We start from the raw sequence: 18,542 nt of genomic DNA on the forward strand, positions 1-18,542 counted from the left end.
CTCCCCCTCCGTCAGCTGCGCTGACACCTCCCCCTGGCGGGGGAGGATTTAGTTGCGCCGCGTCGGATCGAGCGCGCTCACGCGCTTTTGGGTTCTGGGGCGCGATTTGGGGACCGAACTGTGCGCCACCACCGCCGGGCGGGGGGCTGCGGTCAGCAGGCCCATCTCGTCGGCGATCGCTTCGAGTTCGGCGATGCGGTTTTCGGTCGCCGGATGCGTCGAAAACATGCTGTCGCGCCCGCTGCCCGGCACGATGTAGAGTGCCGAGGCAGCCGGATTGGTGCGCACGACCGGGCTGGGGATCCGCGCTGCGGCATTGGCCAGCTTGGCGAGTGCCGATGCCAGAGCGCGCGGCTTGCCCGAAATCTCGGCACCACCACGATCGGCGCCATATTCGCGGTGCCGGCTGATCGCCATCTGCACGATCATCGCGGCAAAGGGGGCGACGAACACCGCAAGGATGGTCGCCAGCACCTGCCCGCCGTCACGATCGCGGCCGCCGCCGAAGAACAGGCCGAAATTGGCGAGCATCGAGATCGCGCCCGCGATCGTCGCGGTCATCGTCATGATCAATGTGTCGCGATTGCGGACGTGCGCCAGCTCGTGCGCCATCACGCCTTCGATCTCGTCGCGATCGAGGATGGCGAGCAGGCCGGTGGTCGCGGCGACGGCGGCGTGCGCCGGATCGCGCCCGGTGGCGAAGGCGTTCGGATGGTCGCTGTCGATCACATAGACGCGGGGCATCGGCAAATTGGCGCGGCGCGCAAGGCCGTGGACCAGGCCGACGAATTCGGGGCAACTCGCCGCATCCACCTCGCGCGCGCCATGCATGCGCAACACGATCGAATCGGCGTTCCAGAAGGTGAACAGGTTCATGCCCGCCGCGACCAGCAGCGCGATCATCGCCCCGCCCATCCCGCCGATCGTAAAGCCCAACGCCATGAACAGAGCGGTCAATGCCGCCAGCAACATGGTCGTCCGGATCGCGTTCATCTTGCCTTTGCTCCTCTCAGCGCCAATGTGGGGAGAAGACGAGATTTCTTCAATTGCGGATGGAATGTGCGATGGCCGGCAAGCGCCCCGATCATGTCAAACCCCCGGCGCATTTGTCGCCCAGCCCGCCGGTGCCCAAGCCGCAGGAGGTCGCGCTCGCGCCCGAAGCCGGCGGCCGCAAGGGGCCGGATCCGACGCGCTATGGCGATTATGAACTGAACGGGATCGCGGTCGACTTTTAGTCTGTCGTGCTGATCGGGTCGGCTGCCGGAGCCACCGGCGCCGGCTGGTGGAGCAGCGCGGCGGTCTCGATCTTGTCGAGCGCGACGCGGGCCTGAACGTAGCGGCGGGCCAGCGCGACCCAATCGGCGACGGCCTTCTGCTGCGGCACGCGGGCGACTTCGGCGAGCGCGGCGTCGACCCGGCCGACCGCCAGATAATCGCGCGCACGGGCAAATCGATCGACTGGCAGCGCCGATGGCGTGTCGGCCTTGCGGATACGGATCATCTCGCCCAGCTCGCGCTGGACACCCTCCCACCAGCCTTCCTCGACCGCCGGCCCCTGTACCTGGGGAGCGATGATGTCGAGTTGCTGGCGAAGCTGTTCGATCGTCACCGGCTGGCGCGAGGCGCTGATCGCGGTGGCGACGCCCTGCGGCTCAACCCCGCCGAAACGTTCGCGCAGTAGCCCTTCGAGATAGCCGAGCGGCTGCCCCCGATCGATCGCGCGGCGCGCGGCGAAGGCGAGCAGCAGCGCTTCGGCGCGCGAAGCCTCTCCGGTCGCCGTCCGGGTCTCGCGGTCGAGTTGGTCGACCTTGGCTTCCAGCGCCTCGATCCGCTCGTCGACCTGATCGGCGGGGATCGGGGTGGCGGTGGGCGCGGGGGCGGCGATGGCGGGGCGCGGCGCGATGACCGGCTGGCGCACCACGACGGGCACTTGCGGGTGCAGCCGATCGGCGACCTCGTCGAAGCGATGGACCAGCCATCCCATCGCGCCCATCCCCAGCAGCAGCGCGATCAGCACCAGCAGCAGGATCGGCATTACCGAGCGGCGCGGCGCGGAAGATGAATAGGGATCGGTCGCCATAAGTGCGCTTAGTGACACAGTCGCGCGGCGGCCGCCAGCAGCGCGATATCGTCGGGTTTGGGCGCCGCGATCGCAACACCCCAGCCCGTTCCCGCATCGGCCAGAATGGCGGGGGACAGTGCCGCAAGGCCGATCCCGGCGCGGGCGATCCCGTCCTGATCGACCAATTCGGCGAAACGCTGCGCCGCGCGGCCCGAATGGAGCAGCACGATCGCGCCGCCCGCCGCCAGCGCACCGCGCGTGCCCTGCCCCAATTGGCCGGCGGCCGCGCTTTGATAGACGATACGCCGATCGACGACGACGTCGGGGTGGCTCGCGTCGCGATGCTCGACCCCGGCGAGATGGAGCGCGCGCTGCACGCCCTCCTCCGCCAGCGTGGCGAGCAAGGCGGCGGCGTCGCCCCGGCCGGTGTGGATGTCGGGAAAGCCTTCGGCCTTCAGCGCGCGGGCGGTGGCCGATCCGACGGCATAAGCGGGCAGATCGCGATATTGGCGCAGGCCCTTGCCCGCCTGGCGCACGGCGTTCGCGCTGGTGACGATCAGCGCCTCATAATCGGCGGCGGGCGGCGCATCCCAGGCGACCGATTCGATCCGGAAGATCGGCGAGACATAAGGGTTCCAACCCTGCTCGCGCGCCAGCTTCATCGTCTGGGTCGCGCCCGGCTCGGGCCGCAGGATGATGAGGGCGGGGCGGCTCATGATCCGGCGAACAGCGAACGCAGGGCGGGAGACGCGGCATCGAGCATGCGGGCGGCCAGCGCCTTCGCATCGGCCTCGGCCGCATCGGCGCGGAGCATCGCATCGTCGGCGACATGTTCGGCACCATCCTCGGTCAGGATTTCGGCGCGCAGGTGGATGCCGTCGCCGCTTTCGATCGCGAGGGCCGCGATCGGCGAACGGCAATCGCCGCCCAGCGCCGCGAGCAAAGCGCGCTCGACCGCGACGCATGCGTGGGTCGGCGCATGATCGATGGCGGCGAGCAGCGTGCGCATCTCCGTATTTGCGGCCAGCGTCTCGATGCCCACTGCGCCCTGTGCCGGGGCGGGCAGCATCTCCTCGACGCGCACCACATGGCCGACACCGTCGCGACCGAGCCGGTCGAGCCCGGCGGCGGCGAGCAGGGTCGCGTCGGCCTCGCCTTCGCTCAGCTTCCTCAGCCGTGTGTCGACATTGCCGCGGAACAGTACGATCGAAGCGTCGGGCCGCGCGCGCAGGATCTGGGCGGAACGGCGGGGGGAGGATGTGCCGACACGCGCGCCTTCGGGCAGGTCTGCGATCGATTCGACGCCGATCAGCTTGTCGCGCACATCTGCGCGCTCGAGCATCGCGGCGATCACGATCTCGGCCGGGCGGATCGTTTCGACATCCTTCATCGAATGGACCGCAAAATCGATCTCGCCTTCGGTCAGCGCGCGATCAAGCTCCTTGGTCCACAGCGCCTTGCCGCCGACTTCGGCCAGCTTGCGATCCTGAATGCGATCGCCGCTCGTCTTGATCTCGACGATCTCGATCGCGCCTTCGCCCCAGCCATGCGCGTCACGAAGTGCTGCGATCACCATCCGCGCCTGGGTAAGCGCGAGCGGCGATCCGCGGGTGCCGAGACGAAGCGGACGATCGGAGCGGGGAGGCGTGGTCATCGCCCGGCTCATAGACGTGCGGTTTATCCCTCACCACCCCCGTCATGCTGAACTTGTTTCAGCATCCACTGGGAGGCGGGAGGGGGCTGGAAGTACTCGCGGGGAGCATGCCACCACCACTCTTGGCCAGTCAGCATTTCGTGGTGGATGCTGAAACAAGTTCAGCATGACAGTTGAGATTTAAACGGCTTCCAGCACCGCGCCGGCCTTGCGCCAGCTGCGCCGCAGGGTCATCGCGATCATGCCGAAGCCGCAGATCAGCATCGCCCAGGTCGCGGGCTCGGGCACCGGGGCGACGTTGATAGTGCCCGAATAGCTCGAATTCGTGCCGCTGGTGCCGCTGATCTGGAACAGATTGGTCGTGCCCTGCGCGACGGCGTTGTTGATGAAGCGGAACTCGTTCTGCCCGGTCGTGCCGATGTCGAACGATTGGCCGTTCAGCGTCACCGACGTGAAATCGATGTCCTGCGCATCCTGCAGCCCGTCCTGATAGGTAGAGCTGATCGTGGCGGAGATCATCCAGCCGACGGGCAACGCGCCCAGATCGATCGTGTCGGTGAAGGTTGGATTGTCGGCCAGATCGTTGCCGAACACTCCGGTCGTGCCGTTGAAAGTCAGGAAAACCGCCGCCTTGGCGGGCATCGGTGCGGCCATCAACAAGGCCGAAAAGATCGCGAACAATCGACGCAAAGCCACTTGCCCCATAAAGCCCCCCATTTCTGGTCGGATTGCAGGTCGTAAATATCCAAATAACGTTTGCGCACTTTTGTTCCGAAAACGGATCAATTTCGCCATTTTCGACATTCTCGGCCCGAGCGGTTAGAGGCGCGCGCATGGCCATCATCCTCGGCATCGAATCGAGCTGCGACGAAACCGCCGCCGCGCTGGTCGGCAGCGACCGCCGCATATTGGCGCACCGGCTGGCGGGGCAGGAGGCGGCGCACCGGCCGTTTGGCGGCGTGGTGCCCGAACTGGCGGCGCGCGCGCATGTCGAAATGGCGACCCCTTTGGTCGAAGCGGCGCTGGCCGACGCGGGGCTGAAGCTTTCGGATGTCGATGCGATCGCGGCGACGGCGGGGCCGGGGCTGATCGGCGGCGTGATGGTGGGGCTGATGACGGGCAAGGCGCTCGCTCACGCCGCCGGCAAGCCACTGATCGCGGTCAATCATCTGGAGGGGCATGCGCTGTCACCGCGCCTTGCCGATCCCGATCTGCAATTTCCCTATCTGCTGCTGCTCGCCTCGGGCGGGCATTGCCAGCTGCTGCTCGTGCGCGGCGTGGGCGATTATAGCCGCCTTGCGACCACGATCGACGATGCGGCGGGCGAGGCGTTCGACAAGACCGCCAAGCTGCTCGGCCTCGGCTTTCCCGGCGGCCCCGCGGTCGAGGCGGCGGCGCGTGAGGGCGATCCCAAGGCGGTGAAGCTGCCCCGCCCGCTGGTCGGCACGGCCGAACCGCATTTCTCCTTCGCGGGCCTCAAGAGCGCGGTGCTGCGCGCGCGCGATGCCGGCATTCACAAGCCGGCCGATATCGCCGCGTCCTTCCAGCAGGCGGTGGTCGATTGCCTGATCGATCGGACCCGCCGCGCGATCGAGCGCGCCGACGGGGCGACCGCGCTGGTCGTTGCGGGCGGTGTCGCCGCCAACGAAGCGGTGCGGAGGGCGCTGTCGCGGCTGGCGGCGGACAATGGACTGCGTTTCGTGGCGCCGCCTTTGTGGCTGTGCACCGATAATGGCGCGATGATCGCCTGGGCGGGAGCCGAGCGCTTCGCCGCGGGTTTGACCGATGGAATGGAGACGCCGGCGCGCGCGCGCTGGCCGCTCGATCCCAATGCCGAAAAGGCGCGGGGAGCAGGGGTTAAGGCATGAGCTTTCAGAAACTGGGCGTGATCGGCGGCGGCGCCTGGGGCACCGCGATGGCGCAGGTGATCGCCTCGGACGGGTCCGACGTCCTCCTGTGGGCGCGCGAGGCCGAGGTGGTCGATGCGGTCAACGCGACCCATTCGAACCCCTTGTTCCTGCCGGTCATCCCGCTGTCGCCCAAGATCCGCGCGACCGGCTCGCTCGCCGATCTGGCGGATTGCGACGCGCTGGTCATCGTCGTGCCCGCGCAATTCCTGCGGTCGGTGCTGGCGGAGCTGCCGGCGGGCGACGCGCCGTTGATCCTGTGCGCCAAGGGGATCGAGGCAGGAACGCAGTTGCTGATGTCCGAAGTCGCCGCCGAAGTCCGGCCCGGATCGCCGATCGCGGTGCTCTCCGGCCCCACCTTCGCGCATGAGGTTGCGGCGGGGCAGCCGACCGCGATTACTTTGGCCTGCGCCGATGCGGAGATTGGCCGCGCGCTGGCGACCCGGCTCGCGCGGCCCGGCTTCCGCCCTTATTCGAGCGACGATGTTGTCGGCGCCGAAATCGGCGGTGCGGTGAAGAACGTTCTCGCCATCGCCTGCGGCGTCGTCGAGGGTGCGGGGCTGGGGCAGAATGCGCGTGCGGCGTTGATCAGCCGGGGCTTTGCCGAAATGGTCCGCTTCGGGCTGGCGCGCGGCGCGCGGATCGAAACGCTGACGGGGCTCGCGGGCCTGGGCGACCTCGTCCTCACCTGCTCGTCGACCAGCAGCCGCAATTTCTCGCTGGGCAAGGGGCTGGGCGAGGGCGTGCCCGCGTCCGAATTGCTCGCCGATCGCCGCACCGTGGCCGAAGGTGCCGCGACCGCGCCGGTGCTGGCCGAAGCCGCCAAGGCGACGGGTGTCGAGATGCCGATAGTCAGCGCGGTCAACGCTTTGCTCGCCGGGGAGGCGAGCGTGCGCACGGTGGTCGATCAACTATTGGCGCGGCCGCTCCGGGCCGAAGGCGCCTGATACGTCGCCCCGGCGGTGGCCGGGGCGGAGTTGGCCGTCTTAGTTCGGATTGTCCGCGGTGCCGCCGCCCTGGCTGACGCCGCCGACTCGGCCGATATTGCCGAACAGTTCGGAGAAGAAGCCGCGGTCGCGGCCCAGCGTCGGCGTCTTGTCGCCATAGAGCGAGACGCGGGCGACCTTTTCCATCCCCGCCCGCTCGACCGATGCGACGTTACCCTTTGCGTCGAAATGGACGATCAGGGTCATCTGGCTGACGGGGCGCGGATTGCGGAAAGCGATCTGGCGGGTGTCGCGGGCGATATAATACCAGGTCTTGTCGCCATCGAACTGCCCGGCAAAGCTCGGGCGGCCCAGCGTCTTCGACACCGATTCGCGATTGTCGACGCCCGGCTGCACCGTGCCGATCAGCGTGCTGTCGACCACATAACCCTTGTGATCGCGGATGCGCGCGCATGCCCCGGACAGGCCGGCGAGGGCGATCGCAGCGCAGATCGCCGCGGCGCGCGACAGCTTGATGGACATGCGAAACTCCCTGGGAAACCGACTCTATACGCACGAACCATTGCGCCCGACGCGAAGCGCCTCAATATGCTGCGCCGATAGGGCGTGGCAAGATGGCCGCGCACGGCAGAGAATAAGAAGGACGATCCCGGTGAATCTGGTGAAGAAGCTGCTGACGCGGCGTGACCCGCGAACGCAGTTCATCCCGCTCTACAATTCGGTGGTGCAGACCGCGCGTCAGCCGTGGTGGTATGCCGAGGCCGGCGTGCCCGATACGCTCGACGGCCGGTTCGACATGATTGCGGCGGTGCTGTCGCTGTTGCTGATCCGGCTGGAGGCCGAAGGCAATCCGGGGCTGGAGCCGGTCGCGCGCCTCACCGAAATCTTCATCGACGATATGGACGGGCAACTGCGCCAGATCGGCATCGGCGATGTCGTGGTGGGCAAGCAGATCGGCCGGATGATCTCGGCCGTCGGCGGCCGGCTGACCGCCTATCGCGAGGCGATGAGTTCGGACGAGGGGCTGGAACCCGCGCTGATCCGCAATCTGTGGCGGGGTGAGCCGGGGCCGGATGCGAAGCCGGCGATGGTCGCCGAAGCGATGCTCGCGCTCGCCGCGCGGCTGGCCGAAACCGACTGGCCGACGTTGCGCGCGCAGGGACTGCCGACCGCATGACCCCCGAATTCTCCCGAACCTACCGGATCGACACGCTGGGCGAAGGCGCGCGCGATGTCGCGATCGAAGCCGACGAAAGCGAGCGCGCGAAGCTGGCGGGCCGCTTCGGCCTGATCTCGGTCGATCGGCTGGTCGCCAAAGCGTCGATCAGCGCTAAGGCCGGCGTCATCACCGCCGAAGGGACGATCGATGCCGCGGTCGTCCAGGCCTGCGTCGCGAGCGGTGCGCCGATCCCTGCGACGGTCAACGAGCCGTTCGTGCTGAAATTCGTCGCCGCTGTCGGCAATGGCACGGCCGACGAGGAGATCGAGCTGAGCGAGTCCGATTGCGACATCGTCGAATATGAAGGCGGCGCGATCGATCTGGGCGAAGCGGTTGCCGAGACGATGGCGCTCGCGCTCGACCCCTTCCCCCGCGCGCCGGACGCCGATGAGGTGCTGAAGGCGGCGGGTGTGTTGGGCGAAGGCGAGACCGGGCCGTTCGCAGCGCTCAAGGCGCTGAAGGACAAGCTGGGCTAGCGGGAACTCAGTCAGGCGCCCGCGCCAGTCGCAGGACGGCAAAGCCGGTGATCGCCGACAGGATCGATCCGGCCAGCACGCCGATCTTGACCTCGTCGATCAGGATCGGATCGCTGAAGGCGAGGCCGCCGATGAACAGGCTCATCGTAAAGCCGATCCCGCACAGCAGGGCGACGCCATAAACCTGCGTCCAGCTCGCGCCGCCCGGCCGCCCGGCCCAGCCGAGCGCGACGGCGGTGCGGACGCTGGCGAAGATGCCGATCTGCTTGCCCAGGAACAGGCCCAGCGCCACCGCGACGGGCAACGGCGCGAAGACCTGCGCCCATCCGATCCCGCCCAGTGCGACGCCGGCATTGGCGAAGCCGAACAGCGGAACGATCGCGAAGGCGACCCACGGATGCAGCGCATGTTCGAGCCGGTGGAGCGGCGATGCCGCATCTTCGGGCGCAGCCGGCGATGGCGTCAGCGGGATGGTGAGCGCGGCGGCCACCCCCGCGATTGTCGCATGCACGCCGGACATATAGGTCGCGATCCACAGCGGCACGGCGAGCAGCGCATAGGGCCATAGCCGCGTCACGCCGATCCGGTTCAATCCCCACATCGCGGCCAGGCAGATCGCGGCAGCAAGCAAGGCGGGGCCGCTGATGCTGGGCGTATAGGCGATTGCGATGATCGCTACCGCGCCCATATCGTCGACGATCGCCACCGTCGTCAGGAACAGCTTGAGCGACGCGGGCGCGCGGCTGCCCAGCAGCGCCAGCACCCCGATCGCGAAAGCGATGTCGGTGGCGGACGGGATCGCCCAGCCGCGCGCCGCGCCGCCGTCGAACCCCGCAATGCCCAGATAGACGAGCGCGGGCACGATCATCCCCGCCCCCGCCGCGACGAAGGGCAGAATGCGATCGGACCATTGCGACAGATGCCCGTCGAGGAACTCGCGTTTGATCTCCAGCCCGACCAGCAGGAAGAACAGCGCCATCGCCGCATCGTTGATCCAGTGATGGACCGACAACGGCCCCGCCTTGGCATGGAGCAGGTGGAAATAGGAATCGGCCAGCGGGCTGTTCGCGACGATCATCGCGGCCGCCGCCGACAGGATCAGGACGATGCCGCCGGCCGCTTCGGTGTGCAAAAAATGGCGGATCGCGGAAATGGGACGCATCTGCATGCGACCGACCTAACCAGCGGGGGCGCAGGGGACAACAAAAGTCGGTCCTCCGGTGGTCGATTTTCGCCGCGAATCCGATGGGATCAAAGAGTTAATGGACAGGACAGCCGGCAGGACATAGCGATTTGCACCGTCCTATGGGGAATGTTGCGTGCGTAAGCGGATGATCGGCCGGGCGGTTCTGATATCGGCCATCCTGACCGCCTTGATCTTCATCGTCTGGACGACGTTCGTGCTGTGGATCGCCAGTGCCGAACCGGTGGTGAACGTCGATCGCGGCGGTGCGGATCGGGTTGGGGCGGTGCATTTCGGCGGGCCGGACAAGCCGGTCGGCGCGCTCAGCAATCTGCTCGCCCGGCGGATCGCGGCGGTGCCCGCCGGCGGATCGATATACTGGGCGACCTATTATTTCCGCGACCGCGATCTGGCGCGCGCGCTGGTCGCGGCGCAGCGGCGCGGGGTGCATGTGCTGCTGGTCGTCGATGGCGATCCCCGGCTGGAAACCGCGAACGACGCCGCGCTCGCGATCCTGCGCAGGCTGGGCAAGGGGCTGGTCGTCCGGCCCGAGCCGATCGAGCCGTTCGATCAACTGAGCGGCAAGCTCCACACCAAAATCTATGCGTTCGACAGCCCGGCCGGGCGCGTCGCGATGATCGGATCGTTCAACCCGTCGGGCGACGAAGGCACCGACAAGGCGACGCTCGACGAGATTGGCGATCAGGATCGCGGCCACAATATGCTGATCGACGTGATCAGCCCCGGACTGGTCGACACGCTGATCGATCAGGTGAAGCTGCTGGGCGCGCGCGGCGGCACGATCGACCGGTTCGACGCGCATGAAAACCGCATCTATCGCGATCGCGACACCGCGCTCTATTTCTACCCGCGCCTGCGCGCCGACATTGTCGAGGATGAGGTCGACCGGCTCGATCGCGGCGATCGCCTGTGGGCGGCGATTTCGCATCTGAAAGGCGACATGGTCGGCCGGCTCGCGCGGGCCGCGAAGCGCGGGGCGGAAATCCTGCTGGTCGTCCACGATACCGAACGGCGGGTGCCGGAGGTTTCGGTGCGCCGGCTGAGCGCGGCGGGCGTCCATATCCGCCGCTATCGCCATCCGGAAGCACTGCCGATGCACGCCAAGTTCATCGTTGTCGAACGCGACGGCGGCTTCACCAGCTATACGGGCAGCCTGAACTACAACCGCAATTCGCGGCTGTTGAACGACGAGGTGCTGATGGCGTCACGCGATCCGCAACTCGCGCTGACATTGCTGGGCCGCCTTGCCGAGATCGAGACGGAGATCAGCGGCAATTATGCGGGGCGGGCCGCGACGACCCGCCCCGTTAACCCTTAAAGGCGACGCGCCTCGACGCGGCGGTTGCCGGCGCCGGCAGGATCGGAAGCATTGGCCGGCTTGTCGAAGCCCCAGCCATTCACTTCGAGTCGCGACGGCGCGACGCCCAGATCGCCCAGCAGCGAGGCGACGGCCTGCGCACGTTCCTTCGACAGCTGGACATTATAGTCGCGATTGCCGACGGCATTGGTGTGCCCGTCGATCGCGAAGCGCATGCTCGACAATGCCGGCGTCTGCAGCGCCTTGGCGAAGACGCGGATGTTGGCGATCGCCTGCGGCGTCAGCGCCGACGAGGCATTTTCGAAGGTGATCAGCAGATCCTTGCGCGCCGGCGGCAAGGGCTTCGGCGGGGCATAGGCCTTCTTGACCGGCTGTGCGGCGGGCGAACCGCCGCCCGGCGTCACGCCGACGCCCTTGTTATTGGTGCGGCCGACCGAAAAGCCGCGCGTCGCGCTGGTGCGCGGGCCCTTGGCGGGGGTGGCTTCATCGGCGCATTCGGCGGGCGGGTTGGCCGGATCGACCGACGAGCAATCGACCGCGAAAGACTTCTGAATGTCCTCGACGCTGTACTGCGCCTGCTGCGCACCCAGCGGCGCGGCGGCGAAAGCGATAAGAACCAGCGTCGCTTGTAGCTTGATACGCACGGCAACAACCCTCCTGTTCACGGCACCCCGAAAGCTACGAATACTATGCTTCTCAAGTTGCGGCGAGAGCAATAGCGAGTCGAGGGTAAGACAATCTGTGCCGTAGCGCACAGGCGGAACAGCATGGCGGGCAGACGGTTAGGCTATCGATGCTCCGCCGCACCGCCCCCGCGACGATCGTCGAAACGGACGTGCCCGCCCGGCTCGATCGGCTGCCCTGGGGCCGTTTTCATTGGCTGGTGGTGGTGGCGTTGGGGATCACCTGGATCCTCGACGGCCTCGAAGTGACGTTGACCGGATCGGTCGCGGGCGCGTTGCGGCATAGCCCGACCTTGCGGTTTTCGGCGGCGGATGTGGGCTTCGCCAACAGCGCCTATCTGGCGGGCGCGGTGCTGGGCGCCTTGTTCTTCGGCTGGCTCACCGATCGGCTGGGGCGCAAGCGGCTCTTTTCGATCACGCTGGCGGTTTACTTCACTGCGACGGCGGCGACCGCCTTTGCCTGGGATCTGTCCAGCTTTGCGTTGCTGCGTTTCATCACCGGCGCGGGGATCGGTGGCGAATATAGCGCGATCAATTCGGCGATTCAGGAACTCATCCCCGCGCGGCGGCGCGGCTGGACCGATCTGGCGATCAACGGCAGTTTCTGGGTCGGTGCTGCGATTGCGGGGATGGGGAGCATCATCCTGCTCGACCCGGCCTTGTTCGATCCCGATCTTGGCTGGCGGATCGCCTTCTTTCTAGGGGCTGCGATCGGGATCGTGATCCTGTTCCTGCGCCGCTTCATTCCCGAAAGCCCCCGCTGGCTGATCGTTCATGGCCGGGCGGAGGAGGCCGAACGGATCGTGGCGGAGATCGAGCGGCGATCGGAGGTGCCCACCGGCTCCGCGCCGCGCGCCCGCCTGCTCGCGCGCAGCCATACGCCGCTGAGTGAGGTGTTCGCGGTGATCGTGCGCACCTATCCGCGGCGCGCGGTGCTGGGGCTGGTCCTGATGGCGGCGCAGGCCTTCTGCTATAATGCGATCTTCTTTACCTATGCGATGATGCTGACCGACTTTTACGGCGTGCGCGCCGATGCGGTCGGCTGGTACGTGCTGCCTTTTGCGGCGGGCAATGTCGCGGGGCCGCTGCTGCTCGGGCGCTTGTTCGACACGATCGGGCGGCGGCGGATGATCGCCTTCACCTATGCGATGTCGGCGCTGCTGCTCGCGCTGACCGGCTGGCTGTTCCGCGAAGGCATGCTCGATGCGACCACCCAGACCCTGTGTTGGAGCATCACCTTCTTCTTCGCGTCGGCGGCGGCAAGCTCGGCCTATCTGACGGTCGCCGAAAGTTTCCCATTGGAAACTCGGGCGCTGACCATCGCCATCTTCTATGCGCTCGGCACCGGGATCGGCGGTGTCGTCGCGCCGTGGGCGTTCGGCCTGCTGGTCGAAAGCGGATCGAGGGGTGCGGTGATGGGCGGCTATCTGTTCGCGGGCGGGCTGATGGCGCTGGCGGGTGCTGCGGCCTGGCGGCTCGGCATAGACAGCGAGCGACGCCCGCTCGAAGAGGTCGCCCGCCCGCTGTCGTGGCAGGACGATTAAGGCGCGTTTAGGGTACCAGGATCGTGTCCTTCGCCTCGTCGAGCGTGTCGGGGAAGTCGAGCGTATAGTGCAGGCCGCGGCTCTCCTTGCGGTGGAGCGCGGAGCGCACGATCAGGTCGGCGACGTCGACCAGATTGCGCAGCTCGATCAGGTCGGGCGTCACGCGGAAGTTGCCGTAATAGTCGGCCACTTCCTGCCGCAGCAGCGCCACGCGGTGCGCCGCGCGCTCCAGCCGCTTGGTGGTGCGGACGATGCCGACATAGTCCCACATGAAGCGGCGGATCTCGCGCCAGTTATGCTGGACGATCACCTCTTCATCGGAGTCCGTCACGCGGCTTTCGTCCCACGGCCGGATCGGCGGGGGCGGGGGCATATCTGCGAAGTTCGCTTTGATATGCTCGGCCGCCGCATCGCCGAACACGAAGCATTCGAGCAGCGAGTTGGACGCGAGACGGTTCGCACCGTGCAGGCCTGACTGGGTGACTTCGCCCGCCGCATAGAGGCCGGGCAGGTCGGTGCGCCCGTCGAGATCGATCAGCACGCCGCCGCAGGTATAGTGCGCGGCGGGCACGATCGGGATCGGCGACGTGGTGATGTCGATGCCCAGCGGCAGCAGGCGGGCGTAGATCGTCGGGAAATGCTCCATCACGAACTCGGCCGGCTTGTGGCTGATGTCGAGGTGCACATAATCGAGGCCGAGCCGCTTGATCTCATGGTCGATCGCGCGGGCGACGATGTCACGCGGGGCCAGTTCGGCGCGCTTGTCGAAACGCGGCATGAAGCGCCGGCCGTTGGTGGGAAGCTTCAGCTGCCCGCCCTCTCCCCGCATCGCCTCGGTGATCAGGAAGTTCTTGACGTCCAGGTTGTAGAGGCAGGTCGGGTGGAACTGCATGAACTCCATGTTGGAGACACGGCAGCCCGCACGCCACGCCATCGCGATCCCGTCCCCGGTCGCGCCGCGCGGGGACGTGGAAAACAGATAGGCGCGGCTGGCGCCGCCGGTCGCGAGGATCGTCGCACGGCCGGTGAAACTCTCGATCGTCCCCGTCGCGCGATCGACCGCATAGACGCCCCAGACATGGCCATCGCCCGAATATTTCTCCCCATGCCGCCCGGTGATCAGGTCGATCGCGGCGCGATCGGGGAACAGGGTGATGTTGGGATGCGCGACCGCCGCGGCCTCCAGCGCCACCTGCACCGCATGGCCGGTCGCGTCGTTGACGTGGACGATGCGGCGGTGGCTGTGTCCGCCCTCGCGCGTCAGATGCAGCTTGGCGTCGTCGCCCAGATTGAAGGGCACGCCCAACTTGACCAGCTTTTCGACCGCCAGCGGCGCATGTTCGACCACGAACTCGACCGTCTTGCGATCGTTCAGCCCCGCGCCCGCGACGATCGTGTCGTCGACATGGCTTTCGAACGTGTCGCCCGCCTCCAGCACGGCGGCGATCCCGCCCTGCGCCTGCGCGGTCGAGCTTTCGGAAATCCCCGCCTTGGCGAGCACCCCGACCTTATAATGTTCGGCAAGGTTGAGCGCGGCGGTAAGCCCGGCCGCGCCCGATCCGATGATGACGACGTCGAAAGCGTATGCGGCCACGGGCTTCCTCTTTTCAGCCCGACGGATCAGCCGTTGGCCGAGCGCGTCAAACTCAGGAACACGTCTTCGAGGTCCGCTTCGCGGGTCGAGACGTCGACGATGCCGAGCCCGTCCTTCTGGACGGCGGCGAGGACTTCGCCCGCATTCACCTTGCTCTTGTCGTAGGTGATGACGAGCGTGCGGCTGCCCTTCAGCTCGATCTTGTCGAAGCAGGCGGCGTCGGGCGCGGCGTCCAGATCGCGGTCGACCGTCACCTCGACCGCCTTTTCCTGCGCGCGGCCCACGAGATCGCGGGTCGGTTCGTTGGTGATCAGGCGGCCGTGGTTGATGATCGCGATGCGATCGCACAATTCCTCGGCTTCCTCGAGATAGTGGGTGGTCAGCACGATCGTGACGCCCTGCGCGTTCAGTTCGCGCACATAATCCCACAATTGCTGGCGAAGCTCGACATCGACGCCCGCGGTCGGCTCATCGAGGACGAGGACTGGCGGCGAATGGACCATCGCCTTGGCCACGAGCAGCCGGCGCTTCATGCCGCCCGACAGCGACCGCGCATAGGCATCGGCCTTGTCGGTCAGGTGGACCTTGCCGAGCAGCTCCATCGTCCGGCGCTTCGCCGGGGGCACGCCGTAAAAGCCCGCCTGGTTCTCCAGCGTCTCGCGCGGGGTGAAGAAGGGATCGAACACGATCTCCTGCGGCACGATGCCGATCGACGCCTTGGCGTTGCGCGGATCGCGATCGATGTCGAAGCCCCAGATGGAGACCTCGCCCGCGCTCTTGTTCACCAGCCCCGCAAGGATGTTGATCGTGGTCGATTTGCCGGCGCCGTTCGGGCCGAGCAGGCCGAAAATCTGGCCGCGGGGAATATCGAGGTCGATCCCGTGGAGCGCCTGCTTGCCGCCCTTGTAGATCTTGGAAAGGCCCCGGATGCTGATGGCTGCGTCGGTCATTGCGCTGGCGGTATAGGGGGTGGGCGTGCGGCAAGGAAGCCCCCTCCCTGCCTAGGGAGGGGGTTGGGGGTGGGTGCGAGCGACGAAGTCGCGAGCATCCTCGCTCGTCCGGTAAAGCTTCGCCTTCGGGCTTCGAGCCCTCGGCTACGCCACCCACCCCCTACCCCTCCCTTATAGGGAGGGGCGTTAAGGGCGCGGCGCCACCGGGAAGCAGTCGAGCGCGGCGGCGGAGGCGGCGGCGCACAGGGCGATGGCTTCGTCGCGGTCGGTGACGGGGCCGATCTGGACGCGGACGAGTTTCTTGCCGGGGACGGGTTCGTAGCGTGGCTCGAAATCGGCGGCTCGGGACATGCGCTTGCTGATCCGGCCCCACGCCTCGCGCGCGGCCTTGTCGCCCGAATAGGCGCCAAGCTGGATGCGCCAGGGCGGGCCGGCTGGCGCGGCCGTCCGCATCGCGCGCATCGGTTCGGCCGCCGCCATCTTCGATCCGCCGCCTTTCTCCCATGCGGCCAGTTCGACCTGATAGGCGGCGAAGGCGGTGTAGAAGGCGGTGAAGGGGGCTTCGAGTTTGGCGAGTGCCGGGGGCGCGTAGGCCGGGAAGGCGGCAGGGGTGACGGTTGCCGCTTCCTTGAGCACGTCCGCCGCGACCGGGCAGAAGCCGGCCTGTGCGGGCGGCTGCGCGAAATAATTATAGACGCTGGTGACGTGGCGATCGAGTGGGGTGCCCTTGCCGTGGCGCGCGCCCTCGGCAGCATAGCCTTTCGCGAAGGCCGTCTTCTGCGCCGCGAGCAGCTTGTTGTAGCCGGCGACGATCCCCTTCGATCCGGTTCGGTCGCAGGCGAGCGCCGCGACGTTGAGTGCGGAGCGCAGGTGCCAGATCGCCTCGGCTTCGGTGATGTCGCTGTTGGGCGTTTCCCAGCCGCCCTTGCCGTCGGACTTGGGCAGCTTGAAGCTGGGCGGGGCGCCGCCCGGAGGGAGTGGGCGCGCGGCGGGTGCTGGGGCCGGCGGTGGCGTCGGTGCGGGCGCCTGCTTCTTTTTTGCGCAGGCGGCGAGGCCGATCGCGACGATCAGAAATGCGACAGCGGACCTTTTCACCCTCTTCTCCCCAACTCCGTTCGTGTCGAGCCCTTCGACGCCGCCTGCGGCGTCGCTCAGGATGAACGTCGTCGAGACACGGTCTCGTGTGCCAACGTGTCTCGACTTCGCTCGACACGAGCGGGTAGAGAGTGTCGAGGGACGCGGCGAACGGTTGCGCCGATCCGAGTCCGACTCGGGACAGGCCGTTGCGGCGGCGCACAAGCCTTGCTAATCCGCGCGGCATGAGCAGCCAGCCCGCCAATGCGCCCGAAACCATCACCGTGAACTCGACCCGTGTCGCGTGCGACGGGGCGAGCGACATTCCGGGCGGCGCCTCGCTCGGCCATCCGCGCGTGTTCATCGAGATCGATCGCGACATCGGTTTTGCCGATTGCGGCTATTGCGATCGCCGTTTCGTGCTCGCGGCGGGCGCCGGGGCTGGCGAACACCACTGATCGGCCTATATCGGCGGACATGAGCATCACCACCGCCGATCCCCGCCGCTTCCTCTATCGCGACGCGCTCGATCCCGACGCTGCGCTCCGCCTGACCGCGCAGACGCTCAAGAACTGCGACGATGGCGAACTCTACCTGCAATATATGGCGTCGGAGAGCTTCGGCTTCGACGACGGGCGGCTCAAGACTGCGGACTTCAACACGCAGGCGGGCTTCGGCCTGCGCGGTATCTCCGGTGAGACGACCGCCTTTGCGCACGCCAACGAACTGAGCGAAGCCGCGATCCTGCGCGCGGGCGAGACGATGACCCTGCTCGATCCCGCCAAGGGCGCCCGCGCCGCGCCGCCGCGCCGGACCAACAGCAGCCTTTATACGGGCGAGGATCCGCTGGGCCTGATCCCCTTCGCCAAGAAGGTCGAGCTGTGCCAGCAGGTCGACGCCGCTGCGCGCGCGCGCGATCCGCGCGTCCAGCAGGTGACGGTGGGTCTGTCGGGATCGTGGAGCGTGGTCGAGATCGTGCGCCCCGACGGCTTTACCGCGTTCGACGTGCGCCCGCTCGTCCGCCTCAACGTCTCGATCGTGGTCGAACAGAATGGGCGGCGCGAGACCGGCTTCTTCGGGCTTGGCGGCCGTTATCTCTACGATCGGCTGTTCGAGCCGGCGACGTGGAACCGCGCGATCGACGAGGCGCTCAAGCAGGCGATCGTCAATCTGGATTCGGTCGCCGCGCCCGCGGGCGAGATGACCGTGGTGTGCGGCCCCGGCTGGCCCGGCGTGCTGCTGCACGAAGCCATTGGGCATGGCCTTGAAGGCGATTTCAACCGCAAGGGCAGCTCGGCCTTTTCGGGGCGGATCGGCGAGCGGGTCGCGGCGCCGGGCGTCACCGTGGTCGACGATGGTTCGATCGAGGGGCGGCGCGGTTCGATCACGATCGACGATGAAGGCACGCCCAGCCAGTGCAACGTCCTGATCGAGGACGGCATCTTGAAGGGCTATATCCAGGATCGGCTCAATGCCCGCCTGATGGGCGTCGATCCCACCGGCAACGGCCGGCGCGAAAGCTATGCCCACGCGCCGATGCCGCGCATGACCAACACCTTCATGTATGGCGGAAACGACGATCCGGGCGAGATCATCGCGCGGGCGAAGAACGGCATTTATGCCAAGAGCTTCGGTGGCGGGCAGGTCGACATCACCAGCGGCAAGTTCGTGTTCAGCTGCACCGAGGCGTACAAGATCGAGAATGGCAAGCTGACCGTGCCGATCAAGGGCGCGACCCTGATAGGCGATGGCCCGTCGGTGCTGACGAAGGTGACCGCGATCGGCAACGACATGGCGCTCGACGAAGGCATCGGCATCTGCGGCAAGGGCGGGCAATCGGTGCCGGCCGGTGTCGGGCAGCCGACCGTGCTGATCTCCGGCCTGACGGTCGGCGGAACGGCGGCCTGAGG

At 67.4% G+C, this 18,542-nt stretch carries 20 protein-coding genes; 9 read left to right on the top strand and 11 right to left on the bottom strand.

The window, feature by feature from the left end; translation table 11 throughout:
* Positions 1-48: 48 nt before the first annotated feature.
* The gene (gene htpX, locus EOD43_RS14645; RefSeq protein ID WP_127744794.1) at positions 49-993 is read right to left on the bottom strand and encodes a zinc metalloprotease HtpX; all 945 of its coding nucleotides are present in this window, start codon (positions 991-993) and stop codon (positions 49-51) included.
* Positions 994-1,064: 71 nt separating this feature from the next.
* On the opposite strand from htpX, the gene EOD43_RS14650 reads away from it, so the two are divergent.
* Positions 1,065-1,235: a DUF1674 domain-containing protein gene (locus EOD43_RS14650; RefSeq protein ID WP_127744795.1), complete on the top strand. Its 171-nt coding sequence runs from the start codon at positions 1,065-1,067 to the stop codon at positions 1,233-1,235.
* Here the strand turns inward: EOD43_RS14650 and EOD43_RS14655 are convergent.
* From EOD43_RS14655 to EOD43_RS14670, 4 genes are all read right to left on the bottom strand, one after another.
* Positions 1,232-2,080: a hypothetical protein gene (locus tag EOD43_RS14655; protein WP_127744796.1), complete on the bottom strand. Its 849-nt coding sequence runs from the start codon at positions 2,078-2,080 to the stop codon at positions 1,232-1,234. The genes EOD43_RS14650 and EOD43_RS14655 overlap by 4 nt on opposite strands.
* An 8-nt stretch (positions 2,081-2,088) precedes the next feature.
* Positions 2,089-2,778 (bottom strand): uroporphyrinogen-III synthase, encoded by a 690-nt coding sequence (locus EOD43_RS14660; RefSeq protein ID WP_127744797.1) that lies wholly within the window; start codon positions 2,776-2,778, stop codon positions 2,089-2,091.
* Positions 2,775-3,716, bottom strand: a complete 942-nt coding sequence (gene hemC, locus EOD43_RS14665) for a hydroxymethylbilane synthase (protein ID WP_127744798.1) — start codon at positions 3,714-3,716, stop codon at positions 2,775-2,777. The genes EOD43_RS14660 and hemC overlap by 4 nt, the downstream gene beginning before the upstream one ends.
* Before the next feature lie 180 nt (positions 3,717-3,896).
* Entirely contained in the window at positions 3,897-4,421 is a 525-nt protein-coding gene (locus tag EOD43_RS14670) for an FxDxF family PEP-CTERM protein (RefSeq protein ID WP_164857248.1), read from the bottom strand.
* 128 nt (positions 4,422-4,549) lie between these two features.
* On the opposite strand from EOD43_RS14670, the gene tsaD reads away from it, so the two are divergent.
* Positions 4,550-5,584: a tRNA (adenosine(37)-N6)-threonylcarbamoyltransferase complex transferase subunit TsaD gene (gene tsaD / locus EOD43_RS14675; RefSeq protein ID WP_127744800.1), complete on the top strand. Its 1,035-nt coding sequence runs from the start codon at positions 4,550-4,552 to the stop codon at positions 5,582-5,584.
* Positions 5,581-6,570, top strand: a complete 990-nt coding sequence (locus EOD43_RS14680) for an NAD(P)H-dependent glycerol-3-phosphate dehydrogenase (protein ID WP_127744801.1) — start codon at positions 5,581-5,583, stop codon at positions 6,568-6,570. Before tsaD ends, EOD43_RS14680 begins: the two co-directional genes overlap by 4 nt.
* 39 nt (positions 6,571-6,609) lie before the next feature.
* Here EOD43_RS14680 and EOD43_RS14685 read toward each other — a convergent pair whose 3' ends face one another.
* On the bottom strand, positions 6,610-7,092 hold the full coding sequence (locus EOD43_RS14685) for an outer membrane protein assembly factor BamE (RefSeq protein WP_127744802.1): 483 nt from the start codon (positions 7,090-7,092) through the stop codon (positions 6,610-6,612).
* A 130-nt stretch (positions 7,093-7,222) separates the two neighbouring features.
* Here EOD43_RS14685 and EOD43_RS14690 point away from each other — a divergent pair, with 130 nt between their 5' ends.
* Positions 7,223-7,747: a ubiquinol-cytochrome C chaperone family protein gene (locus tag EOD43_RS14690; protein WP_240653252.1), complete on the top strand. Its 525-nt coding sequence runs from the start codon at positions 7,223-7,225 to the stop codon at positions 7,745-7,747.
* Positions 7,744-8,265, top strand: coding sequence for a YceD family protein (locus EOD43_RS14695; RefSeq protein WP_127744804.1), 522 nt, complete (start codon positions 7,744-7,746; stop codon positions 8,263-8,265). The genes EOD43_RS14690 and EOD43_RS14695 overlap by 4 nt, the downstream gene beginning before the upstream one ends.
* 7 nt (positions 8,266-8,272) lie before the next feature.
* Here EOD43_RS14695 and nhaA read toward each other — a convergent pair whose 3' ends face one another.
* Positions 8,273-9,433, bottom strand: coding sequence for a Na+/H+ antiporter NhaA (nhaA, locus tag EOD43_RS14700; protein WP_127744805.1), 1,161 nt, complete (start codon positions 9,431-9,433; stop codon positions 8,273-8,275).
* A 151-nt stretch (positions 9,434-9,584) separates the two neighbouring features.
* Here nhaA and EOD43_RS14705 point away from each other — a divergent pair, with 151 nt between their 5' ends.
* A complete protein-coding gene (locus EOD43_RS14705; protein ID WP_127744806.1) occupies positions 9,585-10,787 on the top strand; it encodes a phospholipase D-like domain-containing protein in 1,203 nt (400 codons plus the stop codon).
* Here EOD43_RS14705 and EOD43_RS14710 read toward each other — a convergent pair.
* The gene (locus tag EOD43_RS14710; RefSeq protein ID WP_127744807.1) at positions 10,784-11,431 is read right to left on the bottom strand and encodes an OmpA family protein; all 648 of its coding nucleotides are present in this window, start codon (positions 11,429-11,431) and stop codon (positions 10,784-10,786) included. The two genes, EOD43_RS14705 and EOD43_RS14710, sit on opposite strands and share 4 nt — an antisense overlap.
* Positions 11,432-11,580: 149 nt before the next feature.
* Between EOD43_RS14710 and EOD43_RS14715 the strand changes: the two genes are divergently transcribed.
* A complete protein-coding gene (locus EOD43_RS14715; protein WP_127744808.1) occupies positions 11,581-13,014 on the top strand; it encodes an MFS transporter in 1,434 nt (477 codons plus the stop codon).
* Positions 13,015-13,021: 7 nt separating this feature from the next.
* On the opposite strand, the gene nadB is transcribed toward EOD43_RS14715, so the two are convergent.
* The 3 genes from nadB to EOD43_RS14730 all read right to left on the bottom strand — a co-directional run bounded on the left by nadB (position 13,022) and on the right by EOD43_RS14730 (position 16,653).
* On the bottom strand, positions 13,022-14,608 hold the full coding sequence (nadB, locus tag EOD43_RS14720) for an L-aspartate oxidase (RefSeq protein ID WP_127744809.1): 1,587 nt from the start codon (positions 14,606-14,608) through the stop codon (positions 13,022-13,024).
* 26 nt (positions 14,609-14,634) lie between these two features.
* Positions 14,635-15,558 carry an ABC transporter ATP-binding protein gene (locus EOD43_RS14725; RefSeq protein ID WP_127744810.1) on the bottom strand — a complete coding sequence of 308 codons (924 nt, stop codon included), beginning with the start codon at positions 15,556-15,558 and terminating at the stop codon, positions 14,635-14,637.
* Between the two features lie 186 nt (positions 15,559-15,744).
* Entirely contained in the window at positions 15,745-16,653 is a 909-nt protein-coding gene (locus tag EOD43_RS14730; protein WP_127744811.1) for an SPOR domain-containing protein, read from the bottom strand.
* A 224-nt stretch (positions 16,654-16,877) separates the two neighbouring features.
* On the opposite strand from EOD43_RS14730, the gene EOD43_RS14735 reads away from it, so the two are divergent.
* Both EOD43_RS14735 and tldD read left to right on the top strand, forming a co-directional pair.
* A complete protein-coding gene (locus EOD43_RS14735) occupies positions 16,878-17,090 on the top strand; it encodes a zinc-finger domain-containing protein (protein WP_127744812.1) in 213 nt (70 codons plus the stop codon).
* Between the two features lie 19 nt (positions 17,091-17,109).
* Positions 17,110-18,540: a metalloprotease TldD gene (tldD, locus tag EOD43_RS14740; protein WP_127744813.1), complete on the top strand. Its 1,431-nt coding sequence runs from the start codon at positions 17,110-17,112 to the stop codon at positions 18,538-18,540.
* The last annotated feature ends 2 nt before the right edge of the window (positions 18,541-18,542 follow it).

The organism is Sphingomonas crocodyli, from assembly GCF_004005865.1.
Taxonomy (GTDB): domain Bacteria; phylum Pseudomonadota; class Alphaproteobacteria; order Sphingomonadales; family Sphingomonadaceae; genus Rhizorhabdus; species Rhizorhabdus crocodyli.